At 52.7% G+C, this 21520-nt stretch carries 15 protein-coding genes; all 15 read right to left on the reverse strand.

All coding sequences use genetic code 11. The annotated features are described in order from the left end of the window. Nucleotides 1-123: 123 nt before the first annotated feature. The 15 genes from JMF85_RS17205 to JMF85_RS17275 all read right to left on the reverse strand — a co-directional run bounded on the left by JMF85_RS17205 (nucleotide 124) and on the right by JMF85_RS17275 (nucleotide 21423). The gene (locus JMF85_RS17205) at nucleotides 124-1101 is read right to left on the reverse strand and encodes a uroporphyrinogen decarboxylase family protein (protein ID WP_127608964.1); all 978 of its coding nucleotides are present in this window, start codon (nucleotides 1099-1101) and stop codon (nucleotides 124-126) included. 23 nt (nucleotides 1102-1124) lie between these two features. Beyond that, nucleotides 1125-3179: a hydantoinase B/oxoprolinase family protein gene (locus tag JMF85_RS17210; protein ID WP_127608965.1), complete on the reverse strand. Its 2055-nt coding sequence runs from the start codon at nucleotides 3177-3179 to the stop codon at nucleotides 1125-1127. A gap of 32 nt (nucleotides 3180-3211) precedes the next feature. Then, on the reverse strand, nucleotides 3212-3430 hold the full coding sequence (locus JMF85_RS28430; RefSeq protein WP_269103491.1) for a hypothetical protein: 219 nt from the start codon (nucleotides 3428-3430) through the stop codon (nucleotides 3212-3214). After that, nucleotides 3348-5411 (reverse strand): hydantoinase/oxoprolinase family protein, encoded by a 2064-nt coding sequence (locus tag JMF85_RS17220; protein WP_201318601.1) that lies wholly within the window; start codon nucleotides 5409-5411, stop codon nucleotides 3348-3350. The genes JMF85_RS28430 and JMF85_RS17220 overlap by 83 nt, the downstream gene beginning before the upstream one ends. Nucleotides 5412-5415: 4 nt before the next feature. Next, on the reverse strand, nucleotides 5416-5754 hold the full coding sequence (locus tag JMF85_RS17225; RefSeq protein ID WP_201318602.1) for an acetone carboxylase subunit gamma: 339 nt from the start codon (nucleotides 5752-5754) through the stop codon (nucleotides 5416-5418). Between the two features lie 5 nt (nucleotides 5755-5759). Continuing rightward, nucleotides 5760-7805 carry a hydantoinase/oxoprolinase family protein gene (locus JMF85_RS17230; protein WP_127608966.1) on the reverse strand — a complete coding sequence of 682 codons (2046 nt, stop codon included), beginning with the start codon at nucleotides 7803-7805 and terminating at the stop codon, nucleotides 5760-5762. A gap of 17 nt (nucleotides 7806-7822) precedes the next feature. Beyond that, a complete protein-coding gene (locus JMF85_RS17235; protein ID WP_201318603.1) occupies nucleotides 7823-9154 on the reverse strand; it encodes a phenylacetate--CoA ligase family protein in 1332 nt (443 codons plus the stop codon). A gap of 225 nt (nucleotides 9155-9379) precedes the next feature. Next, the gene (locus JMF85_RS17240) at nucleotides 9380-11296 is read right to left on the reverse strand and encodes a XylR N-terminal domain-containing protein (RefSeq protein WP_201318604.1); all 1917 of its coding nucleotides are present in this window, start codon (nucleotides 11294-11296) and stop codon (nucleotides 9380-9382) included. Nucleotides 11297-11642: 346 nt separating this feature from the next. Beyond that, entirely contained in the window at nucleotides 11643-13535 is a 1893-nt protein-coding gene (locus JMF85_RS17245; RefSeq protein ID WP_141336014.1) for a substrate-binding domain-containing protein, read from the reverse strand. Beyond that, entirely contained in the window at nucleotides 13532-14737 is a 1206-nt protein-coding gene (locus tag JMF85_RS17250; RefSeq protein WP_127608968.1) for a response regulator, read from the reverse strand. Before JMF85_RS17250 ends, JMF85_RS17245 begins: the two co-directional genes overlap by 4 nt. Before the next feature lie 36 nt (nucleotides 14738-14773). Continuing rightward, nucleotides 14774-16540 (reverse strand): sensor histidine kinase, encoded by a 1767-nt coding sequence (locus JMF85_RS17255; RefSeq protein ID WP_196426826.1) that lies wholly within the window; start codon nucleotides 16538-16540, stop codon nucleotides 14774-14776. Between the two features lie 119 nt (nucleotides 16541-16659). Then, a complete protein-coding gene (locus JMF85_RS17260) occupies nucleotides 16660-17724 on the reverse strand; it encodes an ABC transporter substrate-binding protein (protein WP_230875944.1) in 1065 nt (354 codons plus the stop codon). Between the two features lie 123 nt (nucleotides 17725-17847). Further along, the gene (gene yjfF / locus JMF85_RS17265) at nucleotides 17848-18909 is read right to left on the reverse strand and encodes a galactofuranose ABC transporter, permease protein YjfF (RefSeq protein ID WP_201318605.1); all 1062 of its coding nucleotides are present in this window, start codon (nucleotides 18907-18909) and stop codon (nucleotides 17848-17850) included. Further along, complete coding sequence (locus JMF85_RS17270) at nucleotides 18906-19919, reverse strand: ABC transporter permease (protein ID WP_127608970.1); 1014 nt, start codon at nucleotides 19917-19919, stop codon at nucleotides 18906-18908. The genes yjfF and JMF85_RS17270 overlap by 4 nt, the downstream gene beginning before the upstream one ends. Beyond that, a complete protein-coding gene (locus JMF85_RS17275) occupies nucleotides 19891-21423 on the reverse strand; it encodes a sugar ABC transporter ATP-binding protein (protein ID WP_155614057.1) in 1533 nt (510 codons plus the stop codon). The genes JMF85_RS17270 and JMF85_RS17275 overlap by 29 nt, the downstream gene beginning before the upstream one ends. Nucleotides 21424-21520 lie beyond the last annotated feature (97 nt).

A 21520-nucleotide genomic window follows, 5' to 3' on the forward strand; every position in this document is an offset into this window, starting at 1 on the left:
GACAATGTAGCCCTATTTCATATCGTTGTCGCTGAGGACGCAGAATATGCAGCACTCTCGTGCATTCAAAAGTTAAAAACTGTGGATGGGTCTTCAACCGGGCATCTTCATTTCCTATTCACATCAGCCGTTCCAGTAGGCATCCGTCAATATTTGTTCAATCCTATCCTGCAGATCCAATAAATCGATATCTTCTTGATCCAACGGGGATTCCGTCGTTAGAAATACGCCTTTGTTTTTGAACGCGGAGCCAAAGCCGACGACCGGCAAGGAGTCCGAAGCTTCAGACCAGAAGTCTTGTTTCAGCGGAATTCCGATCGCCCCCCGTATATTTTCCCCGCCCGAATGGGGATGTAACGAACAAATGCAAGCGTCCGCCCCCAACGATGTGAAGGGAAACCGATTTCCTTCCGTCTGTTGAGGACTCCTTAATACCCCCGGCAGATTAAAATGTCTTATGACGTTAAATATCGGTTTGTATACCCCCGATAAGGCGACTAAACTTTCTTGTGAAGCGCCGCTGCTCCCTTCATTTACAATAATTCCGTCTACACCCGCCTCCGCATACTCCCTGCATAAGGCAATCACAGCTTGAACAACGGTCTCCAGGTGCGGAAGATCGGATAGATCAGCCCCTTCGTCGCTTCCCGCTTGCCGGCCGTAAAGCCCGCTCCAAACCGATAACGGACCGGAAACGGACGCGAACAGAGGAATTTGTTTGCCTTCAACCTGGGCATACCGTGTGGCCGCTTCGATAAAGACCGGGACTCTCCCCCGTCCAAGCCAGGCCTCGGAGTCAAAGGGAGGGGGCTCCTCCCTGGAAAGACGCCCCCCGATCTCCGGCTTTCCGCCGTCCCACCGCACCGGCAAACCGAAAGCTTCGGCTTCCAGCGATGTGTCGAGCGGCATCACGACCGCATCGTAATTCAATAATTGCTGCGTATTTCGCAGCGCTTGATGCAGAAGCCCCGGATCACTCCATGTTTCCTTCAAAGAATATTGATCGACCCTCGTCAAATACGAACCGATGAGCGGGATGAACGGTGGGCGAGGCACTTTGCGGCAGCGCAGCGCGTTTTTTACCAACTCTTTGACGTTCATACGACTCCTCCCCCGATGAACATTCAGATTCTCACGATCTTACGTGTAGGCTCTGCGTTAGGCCAAGCGCCATAATAGGATAGAGCATCTTCTGACGGTTTATGTTTCGACCATTCCGCTACGAAATCCTCATACCTCTTGCCCCGTCTCTTGCGCGCGTCCCTCTCATCGTTCCGCGCTTGCACAGTGGCTTCTTCGTCGACGGCCCATGTGGATGAATTATACACGAGCTTATACAAGCGCTTCGCCACCTCGTCTGAAATCATGCCTTTGCGCAAATCCGAAATGACGTCTTTCGAATCGCGATCGAGCACGTCGCCATAACCGCTGCCTCCGGAAGAGCTTCCGATAAAAATGTCCCCGCGCCCGAATACTTCGGCGAATCTTATATTTCCTTCGACCTTATAATCTCCTTGAATCGTGCGGTCTTTTACAAGCTCCATGACGTCGGACGGCAAATCTCCGTCGCCGCGCTCCGCCTTTTCGAAATAGTCCGTATTTTTCAAGGATAAACCCGGGTGGGTAGCGGGAGGATACCCTCCGAACAAGCCTAGCGAGGTCGGAACCTTATGGTTTTTGCTGTTCGATTGATACACTAGAGCGGGCACACTCTGTACAGCCACGCCGATCGTCGCGCCGGAACCGCCTCTGTACTTGCCGAACCCCATGGAGTTTTGCAGATGCTTGAAGAACAGATGCAGGTGAGGCTGTTCATTTTCCATATCCTCCACATCCGGCCCTTTGCCCCAGCATCCCCATGGGAATCCCCAGCTGTCGATTCCGTCCCGGTCTGTGCGAGCTCCTCCTCCCTCGCTATTAAAGACGTTAGCCAGGATGTCGGCAAACGACACGCCCCATTGATTCACTCCGGCCACGACAAAACTGGATCCCCTGCAGCCGTAAACGGCTGTCGCAATATCATGCTGCCCGCTGGCAAACAGCAGCTTCGCCATGGCGTGCCCGATGACGGCCATGGTTCCGCTGTTGCTGACCGGTGAATTCGCAACGGAAGCATCCCAGTTGGCATTGAGGTAGGTGCCGAGCGGCACTACAAAGTCAATGGGCGAAAAGATGCCCGAAGCCGTCGGCAAATCGGCGAAAGGCACGCCGAACAAGTAAATCGCGCTGTGTGCCCTCACGATATGGGCGAAGGAGTTGAACGATCCGTCGTTTTCCGGGGAGCTTCCCGTAAAGTCAAAGGTTAGTTTGCCGCCCTCTTTCTTCAAGGTAAGGAAACAGCGAATCAAAGAATCTTGCGTGCCGATAGTGTCGAAGAAAGCGACGGACCGGTAGGTTCCGTCTTCCCAGCTTTCCAGGCGCTTGTAGACGGCTTCCTCGGCCACTTCAATCATCTTTCGCATCACGCCGACTACGACATGAATCCCTTTGTCCTTAATCAGCTCTTGAATCCTCACCCGTATGCGGTCGCAGCCAACCACCCGAGCCTTCGTATCGATCACTTGCATTCGCGGCGCACGGGATACCATGTTGGCCATCATTTCTAAAATATCGTTGCGGATTTGATAATTTTCTCCGATTTTCATCGGCGGCAGCTTCATGCCTTCATCGTATCGGGTCCGGGCGGTAACCGGCATTCCTCCCGGTTCGATGGCACCCGTTTCCGGTTGATGTACGGCGGTGGCGGCCCAGGCTACCAGTTCCCCCTCATGGAAAATAGGCATGACGGCCGCCTGATCGGGATTATGCACGCCGCCATACAGCGCCTCATTGGCGTAAAAAATGTCCCCTTCGCGAATCCCGACGGTCGGATCGTCCTTGAAGTATTTCAGAATATATTTGATGGCAATCTGCGTCGTTACGGAGTGGAGAAACACCCCGCAGTAGGCTGTGACCAAGTCTCCCTTGGCCGTGTAGAGACCGACAATCAGGTCCCCCGAATGGAAGAAGCCGGAGACGCCGACCCGCGTAAGTATTTCCTTGCCCTCCAACACGATATTGTTCAGCTTTTCACTGTAGATCTCATATTCTCCGGGCTGCAGCCGTTCCATGCATTCCGTTTCGAAATCTGACCGCGGTTCAGGCTTGAACCTCTCGTTAATCTCCAAATCAAGCGGCATTGTCTGTTCCCCTCCTCATCATAATGGTTCCGTTACACGATGGAGATGCGATCTGCCGAACGAATGGCATCCGGTACAGCGGCATCGGTCTTCGTAATGAGCCCGTTAAGATACTTGTCGACGGTATAGGCAGCGCCGGGCGGCAGCACCACGGTCGTGTTGCTGGATTCAATAATCGCCGGACCGCTGACGACATTGCCGCAGCTCAATTTCTCCATCTGGTAAATATCCGTATTGCGGTATTCCTTCAGCTCCTCCCAATACGCTTCCCGTTTTCCTTTCCAGGCGGCGCTCGGGTGTGCCTTGAGGGACCGCTTCAGGCAGTTCATATTTCGGCTGAACTACGATAGCATGAAGCACAATGTTCTCGATTTCGACGCCGCCTTCCGGATAGACCCCTAACGGACTGTACGCATTGGAATATTCTTTGGTGAATTGATCCCATAAGGCTTGCACATCTTCCCGGCTCTCCAGCGTCAGAACTGGAGATTTCGTTCGCTTCACATTGAGCTGTCCTCCGAACTTCATATCCGCTTCCAGCTCAAATACCACCTGTTCCTCTTTGAAGCCTTCGCCGCGAATATCGCGCAGCGCTTTGTCTTTCAAGCGATATACGACTTCATTGAAGCTGTCATAATCCGCCAGAAATTCCTTGGTTCCCGGCTTCAGCAAAATAATATGTTTGGATTCCTCATAGATGTGCTTGACATCCATCAAGCTGGAAGAAAACGCGCAAAATACAGGAGATTGCTGCATGACGACAATGTTGGAAATGCCGGCGTGAAATCCGTATCCGCAGCAATGCGTCGCTCCGGCTCCGCCCATGGCAAACAGGACAAAATCTTTGGGGTCGTAGCCTTTAAGGGCCGTTTCCTTGTGAATGATATTTCCCATATTTCCATCTACGATCTTCTTAATCAACGCCGCCGCTTCAACTACGTCGATTCCTAACGGCCGGGCTATTTTATCGTGAATCGCCTTCCGCGCTTTCTCCAGGTTCAGCGTCAATTCGCCGCCGTGGTAATAATCCGGATCAATATATCCCAAGATGAGATCGGCATCCGTGACGGTAGGCTCGGTTCCCCCCTGATCGAAGGCTGCAGGTCCCGGGAAAGAGCCCGCACTCTGCGGCCCGACTTCCAGTCGGTTGCCGAGCAGCGTATTGATCCAAGCAATCGATCCTCCGCCGGCTCCTATGGATTTGGTTTCAATAATCGGCAAATCCACCCGCCATCGGTCAATCACAGGGTGAAATTGATAAAATCGGGTGCTGCCGTCCACGACAAGGCCAAGATCGAAGCTGGTTCCGCCCATATCGGAAAACACGACGTTGTCGTAGCCGTAAAGCTTGCCGATGTAGCTGCTGCCGATAACGCCGGATACGGGACCGCCATTGTAGGTGTTGACAGCGGCTGTCCGGTACACCTCTCCCATTCCGCCCGTGTTATACACCATGAGCAAGGAGCGGTCATATCCCAGGTCACGAAGCTCATCCCCGATGCCGGCCAATTCCTCCGCGATCGTTTGATGCAAATAGGCATTGAGAATCGTTACATTGGCCCTGCTGTATTCAAAACGTTTGGGCAGCACAGCATGGGAAAGGAAAACCGGCATATTCCCCAAGAAAAATTCAGGATAATCCTCTTTAATGATTTGTTTGATCCGCTGTTCATGCACCGGATTTTTAAACGACCAAAGCAAGCAAACGACAAATCCCATGACGCCTTGGTCGACAAGATACTGGAGCTTATTGCGAAAATCTTCCTCATTCAGCGGACGCACCACGTTCCCGTTCGAATCAATTCTCTCTTTGACGCCTACGACAAGCTCGCGCGGAATCAAAGGCTGTGGTTTGTCCACCTTGGCTACATTGCGGGCTTCTTGGGAGCTGATGCCATCCTGCCATTGGCTGCCTTTTCCGATAAAGGTGACGTCTTCGAACCCTTCGGAGGTTATCAATGCCAGCTTGGGTCCTTTTCGCTGAATCAGCTTGTTCATGGCCACCGTTGTCGAATAGCGAATCACTTCCGTATCCGTTAGTAATTCCTCCGTGGTCAGGCCGAGCTCCGCCGCCCCTTTTTCAATCGATTTCATAAAACAAACGGATAGATCGTAGCCTGTGGTCGGGCTTTTAGCAATAACGGACTTATCCTTGTATCGGATAAAGCAATCGGTAAAGGTACCGCCGATATCGATATCGATCGTTGCTTGTTTCTTTTGCTGAATCGACATGTTTTTATCCCTCCTTGGCCTGTAAATACTTTTCCTTCAGGCGGTCGATATCCAGCTCAATGTCATGCGTGATCGGATGACCGGGAGGAAGCGCTTCCACTTCAATCATCGTTCCGCACCCGGGGCAATAAAACTCAATATAACGCATCCAATTCGGGTCCGCGGAAAACGTATACGTTTCGTCAATGACAGGCGGGTGAATATCATGAGGGTCGCGATCGTAAAGGAGGCACCCTTTTTTGTAGTTTTCTCTGGCGGAAATCAGTTCATGGCCGCAGCAGCGGCATACCCACATTTCCTTCTGCAGCTCAATGTCAAGATACTCTGTAATTTGGCGTCTCAAAACGGTTACACCTCCAAGATTCCATTCAAATGTTGATCCATCCGGTAGCCGGCGTTCGGCGGAATGAAAATCGTCGTATCGTTACTCTCGATAATGGCCGGTCCGGCAATCTCATTGCCAGGCTTCAAAAGCGATAAATCATAAATGCGCGCCTCGAATTGATCCGTTCCCATTCCGATCGATCTGAACCCTTTTTGCGCCGGCAGAGGATTGCTGTCGGACATCGCTGCCTCCGGCAAACGATAATGGGAGACGGGAGCCTGAGCACGGAGACGAATAAATTCAACGATCAATTCGGAAGCCTTCCATGTCCGGCACAACCCTTGCAAATATTCGTTTATTTCTTTGGCGTTTGCTTGCGTTTCAACAGTAGAGAACGGCAGCGGATATATACCCCGCTTCTTCCCGTCTGCTGTCGTTACCTCCACTTCGATATCGAAGCAAACCTCTTCCTGGCTAAATCCTTCGCCACGCATATCGCGGTATGCCCAATTTTTCATGATGCCCAGCTTTTCCGACAACTCGGAATGCAACGCGGGATCCGCCGAATCCTCATTCGCCCGGATTTGAAAACGGCTTCTAGTTTCGTAGACATGGTTAATGTCGGCTGTGGATAGACCGAAAGCGCTGAACACAGAACTGAAAGGGAACGTATAGATACGTTTGATTCCGCATTTTTGGGCCATGTCCGCACAAAACAAGCCGCCGCCGCCTCCGAAGGAGAAGAGTACGAAGTTTTCCGGTGTGTATCCCCTTTCTGCAGCAAGGCTCTTTAAAGCTTCCGAACCGATCGTCGTTAATTCATCGATGATGAGGCCGGCTGCTTCCCGAACGGAAATATGGAGAGGAGCGGCGATCGACCTCTGGATCGCGTCATGTGATTTTTGGGCGTGAAGCTTCTTCTTCCCTCCAAGGAAGAACTCCGGATCGATGAGTCCTAGAATGACGGCCGCATCCGTCACGGTTGGCTTGGAGCCTCCCAGATTGAAGCAAGCCGGCCCGGGTACTGCCCCTGCGCTTTCAGGACCGACCTGAACCTTGCCCTCCTTCGTTACCTTGGCGATCGATCCTCCGCCCCCGCCTACGGAAAGAACATGTATTAAAGGTGTATGAACGGGCACCTTGGCAATCGAGGAAGCGGTATCGAATGTCATCTTCCCGTTGTAGATCAAGCCGACATCTGTACTGGTACCGCCGACATCCAGGGTCAGGATGTTATCGATTCCATATTGTTGTCCTACATATTGCGTTCCCATCAATCCTGCAGCCGGGCCCGAGTTATACGTATCGATCGCTTTGGTTTTAGCCACCCTGGCCACCCCGCCGTTCGAGTGCGCAATGAGCAGCGGGTTGGTCAACCCTTGCTGCCGTATGCCTTCATCCGCTTTATACAGGTATTTGACCATGTCGCGATGAAGGTAAGCGTTTACAATCGCGGCGTTGGTTCGAATTCCGTCATCGGCCCGAAGACTGATTTCTCCTGCCAAGAGGACGGACTTCGCCCCCAAATAGTGGGTAGGAAAATCCGTTTGAATGATATCTCGCACTTTGCGCTCGTTATCTGTATTGAGGTGGGCGTTTTTCAGGCTGACTACGAAGGCGCGCGCGCCCGCATCCAGCAATTTTTTCGTGGCGCTGCGAACTTCATCCTCGTCGACCTCTACGCTAATACTCCCGTCCTCCGCCACTTTCCCGCGAATCCCAACCACTAATTCCGGTTCGACAAGGAAGTTAAGAACGGGGTTCTTCTCTTGATAAAGCGAGCGATCAAAACCTTCGGTCACAATCAAACCAAGCTTGGGCCCTGTACGCTGGATCAGCGAGTTCGTTCCGACGGTCGTGGATAAACGGATCGTCTTGGTTTGCAACAGAAAATCTCCCACATTCTCAAACCCGAACCGGCGCGCTCCTTCGGCAATGCATTGATTAAAACAAACGGTTAAATCATGCGGAGTCGTGTCTACCTTGACGGTTTCGTATTTCCCGCCTTGGGTGAAGAAACCGTCGGTAAACGTTCCCCCTGTGTCGATATCAACAGTAAATTGCGACACGTTCAACCCTCCATTCGCTATTTGAACATTTCTTTAACAAGTTTGGCCTTCATTTCAAACCGCGGTAATGTTCCCGGGGGAACGAGCTCAATATTTGCCGAGAAAAACAGTTTTGTGCGAAGCTCAATTTCGAGCTCCGACTTTAACCGATGCAGCTCCTCTTCCCTCAGCCCATTTCCATGTTCTACAAGTACAGGCAGCGGTGGATTCACTAAGGGAGGCGGCTGATGCAAAAGGATTTGAATTTCCCCGGTTGTCTTCGGCCGGAACATGCTGATCACATCACGTATCGCACTTGGGAAAACATTCACTCCTCTCACGATCAGCATGTCGTCGGTACGGCCGATGCAGCGGATGCGGAAGCTGTTCAATCCGCAGGAGCACGGCGCCGTTTCCACGCGAACGAGGTCCCTGGTGCGAAATCTCAATAAGGGTACGCATTGACGGTCAATTGACGTATAAACCAGTTCTCCTTCGCAATCTTGGGACAGCTCGATGGGTTGACCGCTTTCCGGATCAATGATTTCACAAATTACGTAGTCGGGAGCGACGAAATGCATCCCGTTCTGCTCCGAACATTCGCCGAACAGAACCGGAGCCATATCTGCGTTGCCCATCGCCTCGACTACCCTGCATCCCCAATCCTCCTCAATTCTCCTGCGAATTTCGGGCATTCCGCCCCCCGGTTCTCCGCCGGTTGAGATGAGCTTCAGTCCCAATTCCTTCGGCTCCATTCCCCATTTGTTCCTGACATGCTCCGCCAAGTAAAAGGAATAGGACGGGGTACAAAGCATCACATCCGCTTTCAGATCGATGATGGAGCTGATCACCCGGTCAGAAGCCCCCGTTCCGATGGGAATGAATGTCGCGCCAAGCCGTTCGATGCCTTCTTTGGCCGAAGAACCGACGAAAAAGGTTAATCCCATGGCAAAGACGACCCGGCTTTCACGCCTCATCCCGCCCGTGTACATGACCCGGGATACGATTTCATTCCACACTTCACGATCGCTATCCGTGATTCCCACATACGTCGGGCGACCGGTCGTCCCGGAAGAAGCGTGGATCCGGATGATGTCTTCCATCGGAACGGCTCCATGAAGTCCCAATGGAGGAGCCGCAAGCTGGCTTTCCCGCAGTTCATCTTTGGTTGTAAAAGGAATCTTGGCTAAATCCCGCACTCCCTGAATATGCTCCGGGCTAATTCCGGCCTGATCCAATTTGCGCCGGTAAAACTCGGATCGGTCATACACATAACGGATTTGGTTGCGCAGTTTTTCCGCTTGAAGCTGCGGCAGCTGTGAATTGAAAACCTTCTCCTGAAGCGAAGGGTTAAACGGGCTGGTTGGCATAAAAACTCACCTCCAATAATTTGTTGATCTTCACAGCTCCATAATATTTTAAATATTCAGAATATTCAATGCGCATTTAGGTTAAGTTCTTAATCCTTTTTGCACTTCATCGGTTAATCGATTCGTACAAAAAAAGCATCGTCACTTTATACGAAGCGTCTAAATCCCGTTAACAAAAATACCTCTATGTCTGCACTGTCGCAGCATAGAGGTCATCTTCATTCGCTACAATTCAAATACTCCGTAAAACATAAGGATTTGCAGCGCCAAATGCGTATCGAAAAAATCCTTTGCCCTTGTCAGGTCGATCCCGCTAATCTCCTGAATGCGTTTTAGACGATATCGGATTGCGCCGATCGAAATCATCATTTCTCGCGACGTCTGATGAATATTTCCTTGGTTTTCCAAAAATAGGTACAGCGTTTTTAAAAGCTCGGCATCTTTTTCCTTATCGTAGGCCAATAAATCCTTAAGCAATCTCATGGCAAAGCTCTCCAGCTCTTGCGCATTTTTGGCGTGGAGAATAATTCCGAGCGATCCGAGCTCATCAAAGGTAATGACATTCGACTTCACTACTCTCGAATGCGCTATTCCAATGGATTTGTTGGCTTCCTCATATCCGTTCCGAAACGAGCCTATCCCTTTGCAAAGAGAGCTGACACCGAGCGTAATCCTGAAATCCGCATAGTTGGCATTTACGATATTCACCAACAATTCGCCGAATGATTTCGGATCAAGCTTCATCTGAGTCAACAGCACTTCGGGTATGACAGAAATGATTTTATCGAGCCTGGTTGAAACGAGACCATTTCTCCCGTACGATTTCAATTGACTATGTATGGTTTCCGCGATCCTTTTTTTGAATTCCATGAAATGGGTATCCCGCTGTTGAACGTGGCTTTCATAACGGTGCTGCAGGCTGAAGACAAATACATAATGGGGCTTGTCCAGATCGTATCCCATCAATTTCATTCGGTAGGATAGGTTTTCCACATTCGGATTTTCGATGAGAAGCTCGTTCAGAAACTCCCCTTTCATGCGCTGTTCCGCCTCAATGACCGTCCGTTCATTCAGAAATTGAACCGCACATATCGTAGAGGCGCGCTGCAGCGAAATGGTTTCGATTTCATCAAACGGGTCGAGCGGTTTGACCAATGAAAGATACCCGCATACTTCATTCTTCAGTAGAACGGGAGAGATTAAGCGTTCATGCTGCCAACCGAACTGTCCGGGAACGGAAAGATGAACCGTTCTTTTTTCATCCATTAACCGCTGGATCCGTTGTGCCTGCTTCCCGCCCGAAGTTTGAATAAACGTTAAGATATCATGAGGCGTATACTCGCCGAATGATTCAAGCAGGTTGAAATTTTTATCCTCCAGGACAACCGTTGTACGAAGATTCTGAGCCAAAATTTTGACGATCGTGGACAAACCTCCGCCTTGAATCAGTATTTTTGACAATTTTTCATTGATGCTTAAGGCGTTGCTCAACACTTCCTTCTGTTTTTCTATCCGGCGGTAAGCTCTATCTAGCTCTATCGCTAGATTCTCCTCTTTGTAGAAAGGTAATTCCGGATTGATTTCCGCATCCCATTCTTCGACAGGTTTCCCCACATATCGGCAATGCCGGTCGCCTTTGCCTATGCATTCGATTTCTTTAAAAATGACTTTCCTTCCTAAAAATTCGCTGCCGTATCCGCCGGCATAACCGATCAGGGTCGAGCAAACCGGCTCATGATGATAGCCGAAATACTCCAAATGCTGCTCCGCCTCGTAAGAATGGTGCCAATACCCTTCACTGTAAAATTCCCCGGTTTCGCGGTTTCCCCGAATCTCGATCGGAACGGCCAGTACGTTTCCTGTAACTCCGTGAATTTTCGGGCCCGCCAGAAGCCATTCCGTTTCCTCCTCCCATGCAAACACATCCTTGACGTACCTCGCATCGTTGGTTCCGCAATGCCACCCGTACCGGAGCAAAAAACCTTTCGCCCGATCCATGCCCAGAGCGGAAATCAGATCTTTACGCAAGGTACCTAAGGCATCGACCCCGACAAAAATGGTTCGCCGATCTTTAAAAAAAATTTTCCCCTCATTCGACTGAAATGATAGCAATTCGGTGGCAGATAAGTCGGTAGCCCTCATTGTTCTTTCTCCTTTCACCATTGGACCGGTTTTTGATTAGACTTTCTATCCTTCCGGGTGACCTGCTAAAAAACGATCGAAAGACGACTGTCAACAGTATGAATAAAGATTGGAGTATAGGAAATAATCTCAAGTAATTGAAAGCGTATACATTTTAAAGAATATCGGTACACCTAAGCTTTGGGGATACGATACTTTGAATATTTTAACATATTGTTGATCGCTAATGATCTACTGGCTAGGCTATAGCTTTTAAGGGCTCCTTCCACATCGCAGTTGCAACGAACGGACTTAAGCTTCCTGAGCAAGCGCAGGACAAGCAGCAGTAGGATGGCCGGGAAGCCTATTAATACTCCCGGCTCTGCAGCTCGCGCTTGGCCGAATCCTGGGTGAACACGCCCTCCGACGTGATGATTTTCATCGGCAGCTCCTTGCCCTCCTTATGATCCTTGACGGCTTTCATCAGCTGCGGGCCGAGCAGGGGGTTGCATTCTACGACGAAGTTCAGCTTTCCCGTAGCAAGCGCCTTGAGCGCCGTCTTGGTCGCATCGATCGATATGATCACGATGTCCTTGCCCGGCTGTAAGCCGAATCTCTCAATGGCCTGCATCGCACCAAGCGCCATATCGTCGTTATGGGCATACACAACCTGAATATCGCCGCCCCGCCGCTGCAGCGCCTCCGACATTAACGCTCTGCCCGACTCCAGCGTGAAATCACCCTTCAGCGATTCGATCAGCTGAAAGTTAAAGTCATTGCCGATAACCTCCTCGAAGCCTTGCTTGCGTCCTGCCGCGGGGTCGGAGCCCTCCGTCCCCTGCAGCTCGACGATCTGAACCTTTCGTCCCCGGCTTCCAAGCTCTTGCAAGAGCCATCGTGCCGCACGCCGGCCTTCCTCCACGAAATCCGAGCCGATATAGGACGTCCATAAGGAATCGTCCTCTGTCTTGACTTCACGGTCCGACAAGATGACCGGGATGCCGGCCTGCTTCGCTTCTTGCAGCACCTGGTCCCAGCCCGTCTTCACGACCGGTGAGAACACGATGATATCGACGCGGGCCTGAATGAACTTACGGATCGCTTCCACCTGCTTCGCCTGACTCTGGTCGGCGTTCTCGTACAGCAGCTCGAACCCTTCCTCCTTCGCCGCGGCCATTACCGAATTCGTATGCGCGAGCCGCCAGCCGCTTTCCGTTCCGACCTGTGCAAAGCCGATCTTGAGCTGATGCCTCTCCTCCGTAAATGGCGAGGAAATCGCCGGATACGAGGCCAAGCGCTGCTCGAAGGCTGCGGCATTATCCGGGGTGATGCGATAGCTGCGTAAAATCACCTTCTTCGGAATACCCTTTTCCTTATTCAAAATATCGAGGGCATACCGGATCGCTTCGCCGCCCCCGGTCGGACTGGTGAACGTGCCGGACAAAATGCCGTTCTTGACAAGCGGCAATCCGCCGTTCTCGCTATTGACCCCGTCGACGCCGATAATTCTCACATCCTGCAGACCGCTCCGCTGCAGCGCCCGCGAAGCCCCAAGCGCCATGGCGTCGTTCTGCGCGAAAACAAGGTCGATGCGCGGACTGCGCATCAATACGGCTGACATTTCGTCCTCGGCACGGTCCCGCTGCCAGTCCGCGTACACCGTATGAAGCAAGCGAAGGTTATCCTGTCCGGCGAGCGCTTCACGGAAGCCCAAGCTGCGTTCTTCCACCGTGGGTGACCCTTGTACGCCTTGGATTTCTACAATGCTGCCGCCGCTCGGTCCGAGCAGCTGCTTCACGTATTCGCCCGCTTTGCTGCCGATCAAGCGGTTGTCGGTCCCGATGTATAGCGTATAATCGTAGCCGGTCACACCCCGCCCCAGCACAATGACTGGAATTTTGGCGTACACCTCCGCAATGGTCGGGGTCAGCAGAATCGGATCGTCCAAGGAAATGATCAGCAGATCGATCCCGTAGCCCATGAGCTTGTGCACATCGTCCGTTTGCTGCTTGCTGTCATTCGCGGCATCCGTGAAAATGACGCGCAGGTCGCTATGCCGGGCGACCTCACGCTTGATCTCCTCGTTCATGACGATCCGCCACGGCTCGATCAGATTCGGCTGCGAGACACCGACCAAGTATTGAACCTGATCCTTCGGCACCTTCTGCCCGCTCGTGCCGCGTATGGACGATATGAAGCTGACCATGAGTATAAATAAAGTGAAAACGATGAGCGCCAGTTTGGCCCTGCCGCTAGTCATGTACGACACCCTTTACGATAAGACATCGGCGATACGCCCGTTATTTTTTTGAACGCGTTGCTGAAGTAATGCTGGCTGTTGTAGCCAACCTTCTCCGCGATTTCGTACACTTTATAATTGGGATCGTTCATATACAGCATCGCCTTGCGAATACGAATCTCGGTTATATAATCAATAAATGAAAGGCCAACCTCTTTCTTAAGCAGCTTGCTCAAATACGTCGGACTGACGCGTACATGGTCGGCTACGTCCTGCAGCGTTAAATTCGGCTCGGCAAACGACTGATCGACGTATTTGCGGGCGAGCATGACGATCGGGGAAAAGTTGACCTTCATCCCGACCTCCCGCACCAGATCATGATAGATACGCTCCGCCGCCAAAACATCCGGCTCCAGCAGCCGGTCCGCGGCGACCACGATTTTCGATAGGATTTCCTCGATCTTACTTTGAATCGAACCGCATACCAGCATCCAATCATGATCCCGTTCGAGGGATGAGAGCACGACGACATGGCCCCTATCATCGGAGAAAACGATATGCTCGCCTAGCGCGGCGACAACCTCCTCGATAATGTTTTTCACGGCGAATTCGAGCAGATCCTTGTTCCAATCACGTTTCACCGCGCCCACGTTCGTGCTCTGCAGCACTTTAAATACGGCCATGCGGTTCGCTCCGACCGGCAGCTTCAAATGCGCCATTGTACTTTGAATCTCAACCGGAGACAGCACGCCGGCCATCCACTTGCGCAGGAAGGTGTCGCGGATCAGATTGGAATTGCTTTGCAGCTGATGGTTCGCCCAATGGAACCGCTCGCTTTTCGTTTTGTTCTGATCGAGAACCCGCAGCGCCTTCTCCACAACTTCCCGCAGCGCCGCTTTCTCGACCGGCTTCAGGATGTAATCGAACACCTTCAGCTTAACGGCTTGCTGCGCGTATTTGAATTCGTCGTGTCCGGTAATCACGATCACGAGCGCCCCCTCGGAATCGAAGCGAAGCTGCTCGATGAAGGAGAGCCCATCCATAAACGGCATGCAGATATCGACAAATATAAGGTCGGGCTTCAAGGCTTGAGCCTTTTCCAAGGCATCGAGTCCGTCCTCCGCTTCCCCCGTCACTTCAATGCCAAGCTCCTCCCAAGGGAGCACCTGTCTGAGCCCTCTGCGAATTTTCGGCTCGTCATCCGCGATCATCAGCTTCCACATCAATAGGATCCCCCTCTTGCCTTTCAGCCCGAATAGTTAAGCTTTCACGAACGGCAAATAGACATCGATGCACGTTCCCTTGCCATATTCGCTCTCCACCTGCACCCCGTAGGACGACCCATACGTAAGCCGAATTCGCTCATGAACGTTGAAAAGGCCGTACCCGCTCTTAAATTCCGGGTTTTCGGAGCCCTGAAGCCCCATTCGAACATACTCGATTTGCTCCGGCTTCATCCCGAGTCCGTCATCTTCAACGCGAAGCCGGATTTTATGCTGCTCCTTGACCGCTTCGATTCGAATCCGGCCGCTGCCCCGTTTCGTCTTGATGCCATGGTAGATCGCATTCTCAACCAGAGGCTGAAGGATCAGCTTCAGCACGCTGCAGCCCTCCAGCTCCTCGGCCACGCGAATCTCGTAGTTCAGCTTTCCTTCGTAACGCGCCATTTGAATGATCAGATAGCTCTCCACGTGCTTGAGCTCTTCGGACAACCGGATGATCTCATGCCCCTTGCTCAGCCCGATGCGGAACAAATTCGTCAGCGCACCGATGATCTCCACAATGTCGTCGGCCTTCCGGTCCTGCGCCATCCATTGAATCGTATCCAACGTGTTGTACAGAAAATGCGGCTTGATTTGCGCCTGCAAAATTTTAAGCTCGGCCTCCCGCTTCTCCTTCTGCTCCGTGTATACCATATGAATCAGGCGCTCAATTTCCTGCACCATCTTGTTGAAGCTGTGCCCGAGTTGCCCGATTTCATCGTTGGACCGGCTGCGGAAACGCAGATTCAATTCCCCCTCCTCCACCTTGCGCATCAAGCTTCGCAGCTTGCGTACCGGACTGATGATCGAGTTCGTGAAAAACCAAGAGGCGGCGAACGCCAACACCAGCGTCACCAGTACGACAAGCACCGTGTAAAACTGCAGTCGCGTAATGACGCTGCGCGACTCGTCGAGCGGGAATACACCCACGATTTTCCAGCCGATGTTCTGGAAGGGCGTATGCATGATCTGATAAGAACGCCCGTTGATCGTCTTAATCAGATCATTGGAAGCGCTTACCATCCATTCCGCCTTAATTCGGTAAACGACAGGATTGACCGATGAATACACAATCCCTCCTTGGCGGTCCGTCATATATATAAATCCGCTTTTGCCCAAAGAAACCGATTCAATGGTTTGTTGGATAATATTCAACTTCATGTCGATCAGCACGACCCCGAGCATGTTTCCCGTGAGCGGGTCTTTAATCGCTTTCACGAACGACAGCACTTGGTCGGCACTGTAGTTATGGTCCGCCTTGATATTCCGACCGATCGGCTTGCTGATCATATGCAGCTCGTCCGGCCGTTCCGCGGCTTCCCGATACCAAGCTTCGGATGTAAGCCGGTCCCGGGATATCGTTCCCAACCGGTTGCTGATCCACCCGCCCGCGCGGTTGACCAAGAGGATGCCGGCAATTTCCCCGTGGCGCTCCTCATATCGCCGCATCACTTCCCGAAGCGCCCATTCGTCACCCGTTTGTCCGGCGTAAAAGGACCTCACCTCACGGTCCTGGGCGATGTACTCGATGATGTTCTCCATTTCCGTGAAGTAAAAGCTGATGTTGTTCTTGACCTGACCCATCATCTGACTCGTATGCTCGTTCGTGCTTTCCTCGATGGAACGCTGATACATGGTGCTGCCGACCGCGCTTAAGGTCACGATGGAGATCAGAATAATAAGCACGAAATACAAAAGCAGCTTGAAGCGAATGCTGTTACGATATAAATGTTTGACGTTCATGCCCTTGGTCGACGCGAACACGCACTCACCCGATTTCGTTTTACTCTATTATAACGCAGGCGAACGCTCCTGTTAATATCTGGAATAGCAAAATTGCAAAGGAGCCGGAGCCCCTTTGCAACCTGACCTGAAGCAGCTGCTTAGTATTTGCGGGTTGGAAGCGCGTCGATCGCTTTCTGGCCAAAGAAGACGCCTTCCTCCGATTTGATCCATTTCGGCGGCTGTGTGCCGGCCTTCAGATCGAGAATCGCTTTTTTCAACTGCGGCCCAAGCAGCGGGTTACATTCGACGGTGACGTTCAGCTTGCCTTCTTTGATCGCTTCGAAGGCCGCCTTGACGCCGTCGACGGACACGATGAAGATGTCTTTGCCCGGCTTCAAGCCGTATTCTTCAATCGCTTGGATGGCGCCGAGCGCCATATCGTCGTTGTGCGCATAAACGGCATGAATATTTTTGCCGTCGGATTTCAGGAACGCTTCCATCACCTCTTTGCCTTTGGCTCTTGTGAAATCGCCGGTTTGCGACTTGATGATTTTATAGTTCGGATTCGATTTAATGCCTTCCTCGAAGCCCTTCTTGCGGTCGTTCGCCGCACTAGCCCCCACCGTGCCCTGCAGCTCGACGATGTTTACCTTTTTGTCCGCACCCAGCTGCTCTATCATCGTCTTGGCCGCATTCTGGCCCTCCAGAATAAAGTCGGAGCCGATAAATGCCGTGTACAGGGACTCATCGTTCACCTTAACCGTGCGGTCCAGCAGGAATACCGGAATTTTGGCCGCCTTCGCTTCCTCCAGCACCGGCTCCCAGCCCGATTCGACGACCGGCGCCAGCGCGATGACATCGACCTTCTGGGCGATAAAGGAACGGATCGCCTTAATTTGGTTTTCCTGCTTCTGCTGCGCATCGGAGAACTTCAGCTCGAACTGCGCGTCGTTGCCGAACGTTTCTTTAATCGACTGCGTTTCCGCATCCCGCCAGCCGCTCTCCGCCCCGATCTGGGAGAAGCCGAGCACAATCTTCTTATCGGCCTTCGTTTCCGGCGCGGGCGCAGGCGTAGGAGCGGGCGCAGGCGCCGCTTTCGATTCCCCGCCGGACGATGAGCCACCTGTCGTCGAACCTCCCGAGCTCCCGCACGCCGTTAGCAGCATACCTGCCAGCGTCAGCGCCGTAACCAGTTGAAACGGTCTTTTCATCTTGAACAACATACTTGTGTTCCTCCCTTTGGTTGATCATGTTTACACCTTCACTATAAAATGTTTGGTAAGCGCTTGTATTTAGAATATAGCGTTATAATTTGCTAATTTCGGCACATTATAGTTATCGTCTGCTTAATGCGCAGCCCCTCCCGGCGACTCCACAGATGACCCGGCCGACTGCTTCGCATCGGCTCCCGGCCCAGGGGAAGTGCGCGTAATCGTCTTCCTGCGCTCGCGTCGAAGCAAGATCAAACGCTGGAGCAGGATAAACAAGAATAGCAGAAAGCCTACGGCGATTTTCGTCCACCAGGAGCTCAGCGTGCCTTGATACATGACGATCGTTTGAATGATGCCCGAGCACAAAACGCCGAGCATCGGTCCGATCAAATAGCCGAAGCCGCCGGTTAACAGAATGCCGCCGATGACGCATGCGGCGATCGCGTCCATCTCCATGCCCATCAAGTGCAGCGTATACCCCGACAGCATGTAGAACGTGAATACGATCCCCCCCAGAGCCGAACAGAAGCCGCTGAACGTGTACACCAGCAACGTGATGCGCGCGACCGGCAAGCCCATCAGCACAGCGGACTTCTCGTTGCCTCCGATCGCATACACCCCCCGGCCGAATTCGGTGTATTTGGACATGTATACCGCTATCACGACCATCGCAAGGGCAATCACTACGCTGACCGATATCGTATTGTCGCCGAAGACCGGAATTTTAAACCTGGAGATGGCTTTGTAGGTCGCATCGTTGATGACAAGGCTTTCCGTGCTGATCAAATAGCTGATACCGCGGGCCAGGAACATACCGGCGAGCGTCACGATCCATGGATGCAGCTGAAAGCGGTGAATGATATAGCCTTGCCCCGCACCGAAGAACGTTCCTAGCAGCAGCGATAGTGCCATGACCAAGTAGGCGTTCATGCCTTCCTGCAGCAGCGACGCGGACAATACGCTGACCAGCGCGACGACGGAGGCGACGGATAAATCGATGCCTCCCGCAATAATGACGAAGGCAAGTCCCGTGGCTACGATAATCAGATAGGCGTTGTCGATGAATAAATTGAAGAACACCTGCCAGGAGAAAAATCCGGTATACAAGAACGAACCCGCTGCATAAAGCAGTGTAATGAGCAGCGTAGTCGTCAAAATGATGATATTGTTCTGATTGATCCTCACTTTGAGCTTCATGATTCGGCCACCGCCTGCTTCGTGCGGCTTTGGAACAGCTCGCGGAAGCGCTCCGACTGCAGCAGGCTGACGACGATGACGACGAACGCCTTCACGACGAGAATGCGCTCAGGCGGAATCCCCATCGAGTAAATCGTCGTGCTTAAAGACTGGATGAACAGCGCCCCGACGACGGTGCCCGCCAAGTAAAATCGTCCTCCGCGCATCGAGGTTCCGCCGATCACGACAGCCAGAATCGCGTCCAGCTCAATCCACAGCCCCGCGTTGTTGGCGTCCGCGCTGCTGATATTGGAGCTGACCAGCAGCCCCGCGATGGCGGCGCATAAGCCGCATACCGCATAGACGAACAAGTAAATTTTGCGCGGCTCCACGCCTGCGTACTCACTGGATATTTTGTTCGTGCCCGTCGCTTCCAGGAACAGACCGAGGGCCGTACGTTTTTTCAACACATAAACAAGGCCGAACACGGCTGCGGCTACATAAACAGAGAACGGAAGACCGAACAGAAAGCCTTTACCGATATACCCGTACGCCGCGTTGCTTGTAGTCAGCACCTGCCCTTCCGTGATCAGCTGGGCGATGCCCCGGCCGACCGTCATGAGAATGAGCGTACCGACCATCGGCTGAATGCCGAACACCGACACGAGCATGCCGTTCCAAAGTCCGCACAGGATCCCGACGGCAAGCGCCGCAAGAATGGCTACCCAGAGCGGTGTCGACTCCAGCAGCGAAATGGAGACCGCCCCAGCAATCGCGAGTACGGAGCCGACCGAAATATCGATGCCTTCCTTGGCGATGACGAGCGTCATACCGATGGCGATAATCAGCGTCGGCGCCGCCCGGTTCAGGACGTCGATCAAGCTGCCGAACAGGTGACCGTCTTTTATTTCGATTTGAAAAAAGCCGGGTACAAAGATGAAATTGAACAGCAATATTGCCGTCAACGCCAGCACCGGCCAAAATATTTTCATTCGTGTGAAGTTAAGCGCCCGTTGTTTTATAAGCGACATTCGGCTCGGCTCCTTCCGCAATCATTCGCATGATGTTTGATTCGTTCATCGCATCCCCGGCTACTTCGCCAATTTGCACCCGGTCCCGCAGCACCACGATCCGGTCGCAGCATTCGATCATCTCCTGGAGCTCGGAGGAAATGATCAGGATCGACAGACCGCCGGAGGCCAGTTCAAGGATCAGCTTGCGAATCTCTCCCTTGGAGCCGACATCGATCCCGCGTGTCGGTTCGTCCAGAATAAGCAGCTTGGGCTGGGTCGCCAGCCATCTGGCCAGAATGACCTTTTGCTGGTTGCCTCCGCTTAGATTGTCGATGCGCTGTTCCATGCCAGGGGTTTTGATGCGCAGCAGATCGATAAAGTGCTGGGCGAGCTCCTGCTGCTTCTTCAGCGGGATGTGACGGAACAAGCCCAGCTTCGCCTGCAGGGCAAGCACGATATTTTCGCGGATCGTCAGCTCGCCCACAATGCCTGCCACCTTGCGATCCTCCGGACAAAACCCGAGCCCCTGGCGGATTGCCTGCTTCGGATAGATCGAACGGAACGTTTCCTCCCCGATCACCAGCACCCCGTCGTCGGCCTGATCGATGCCGAAAATCAGCTTGGCGATTTCCGTCCGGCCGGAGCCGAGAAGACCCGCCAGGCCGACAACCTCGCCCTTCTTCACCGAGAGGCTGACCGGCTGGATGGAGCCAACGCGGCTTAAGCCTTTCGTCGAGATGATCGCCTCGGAGGATAAGCTTGGGGTCATTTTCCGCTGGCGCTCCTCTTCCTTCCACTCCCGGCCGATCATTTTGGAAACGAGACTGCTCTTGGGCAGCTCTTTCGTGGGGTATTCGCCAACAAGCGCCCCGTTGCGCAGAATCGTGATGCGGTCCGTCACCTCGTACACCTGATCTAGAAAGTGCGTGACAAATACGATGCCAAGTCCATCTTCGCGAAGCTTCCGCATGACCGCGAACAGCTGCGCCACCTCTTTGTTATCCAGGCTCGAGGTCGGCTCATCCAGAATAAGCACGCCGCTCGACATATCGACGGCGCGTGCGATCGCCACCATCTGCTGAATGGCCACGGAGTATTCAGACAAGGGCTGTCTGACGTCGATGTTCAGGTTGAGCCGCTGGAGCCGGATCTCGCTCTGCTCGTTGATCCGCTTCCAGTCAATGCCCCCTCTTTTCCTCGGCACCCGCCCGATGAACAAGTTTTCCGCCACCGATAAATTGGGACACAGATTAATTTCCTGATACACCGTACTGATGCCGATGCTCTGCGCCTCCTGCGGCGACCGGACGATCACCGGCTTTCCCTCCAGCCACACCTGTCCCGCATCCATGGTATAGACGCCGGTCAGCACTTTAATCAGTGTCGATTTTCCTGCGCCGTTCTCGCCCATCAGCGCATGAATTTCACCCCGATGTAACGTAAAATTCACATCGCTCAGCGCTTTAACCCCGGGAAAGGACTTGCTGACGCCTTCCATTTTCAACAATAGATTGTCACTCATTAGGTGAGCACCTTCCTTCCCATCATCGGTATTCCTGCTTGCGTTTATGGAGAGTATCAAACTCCCGGAAGCTCAGCTTAACTTTCATTTTAAGTTC

The organism is Paenibacillus sp. EPM92 (genome assembly GCF_016586185.1).
Classification (GTDB): Bacteria; Bacillota; Bacilli; order Paenibacillales; family NBRC-103111; genus Paenibacillus_G; species Paenibacillus_G validus.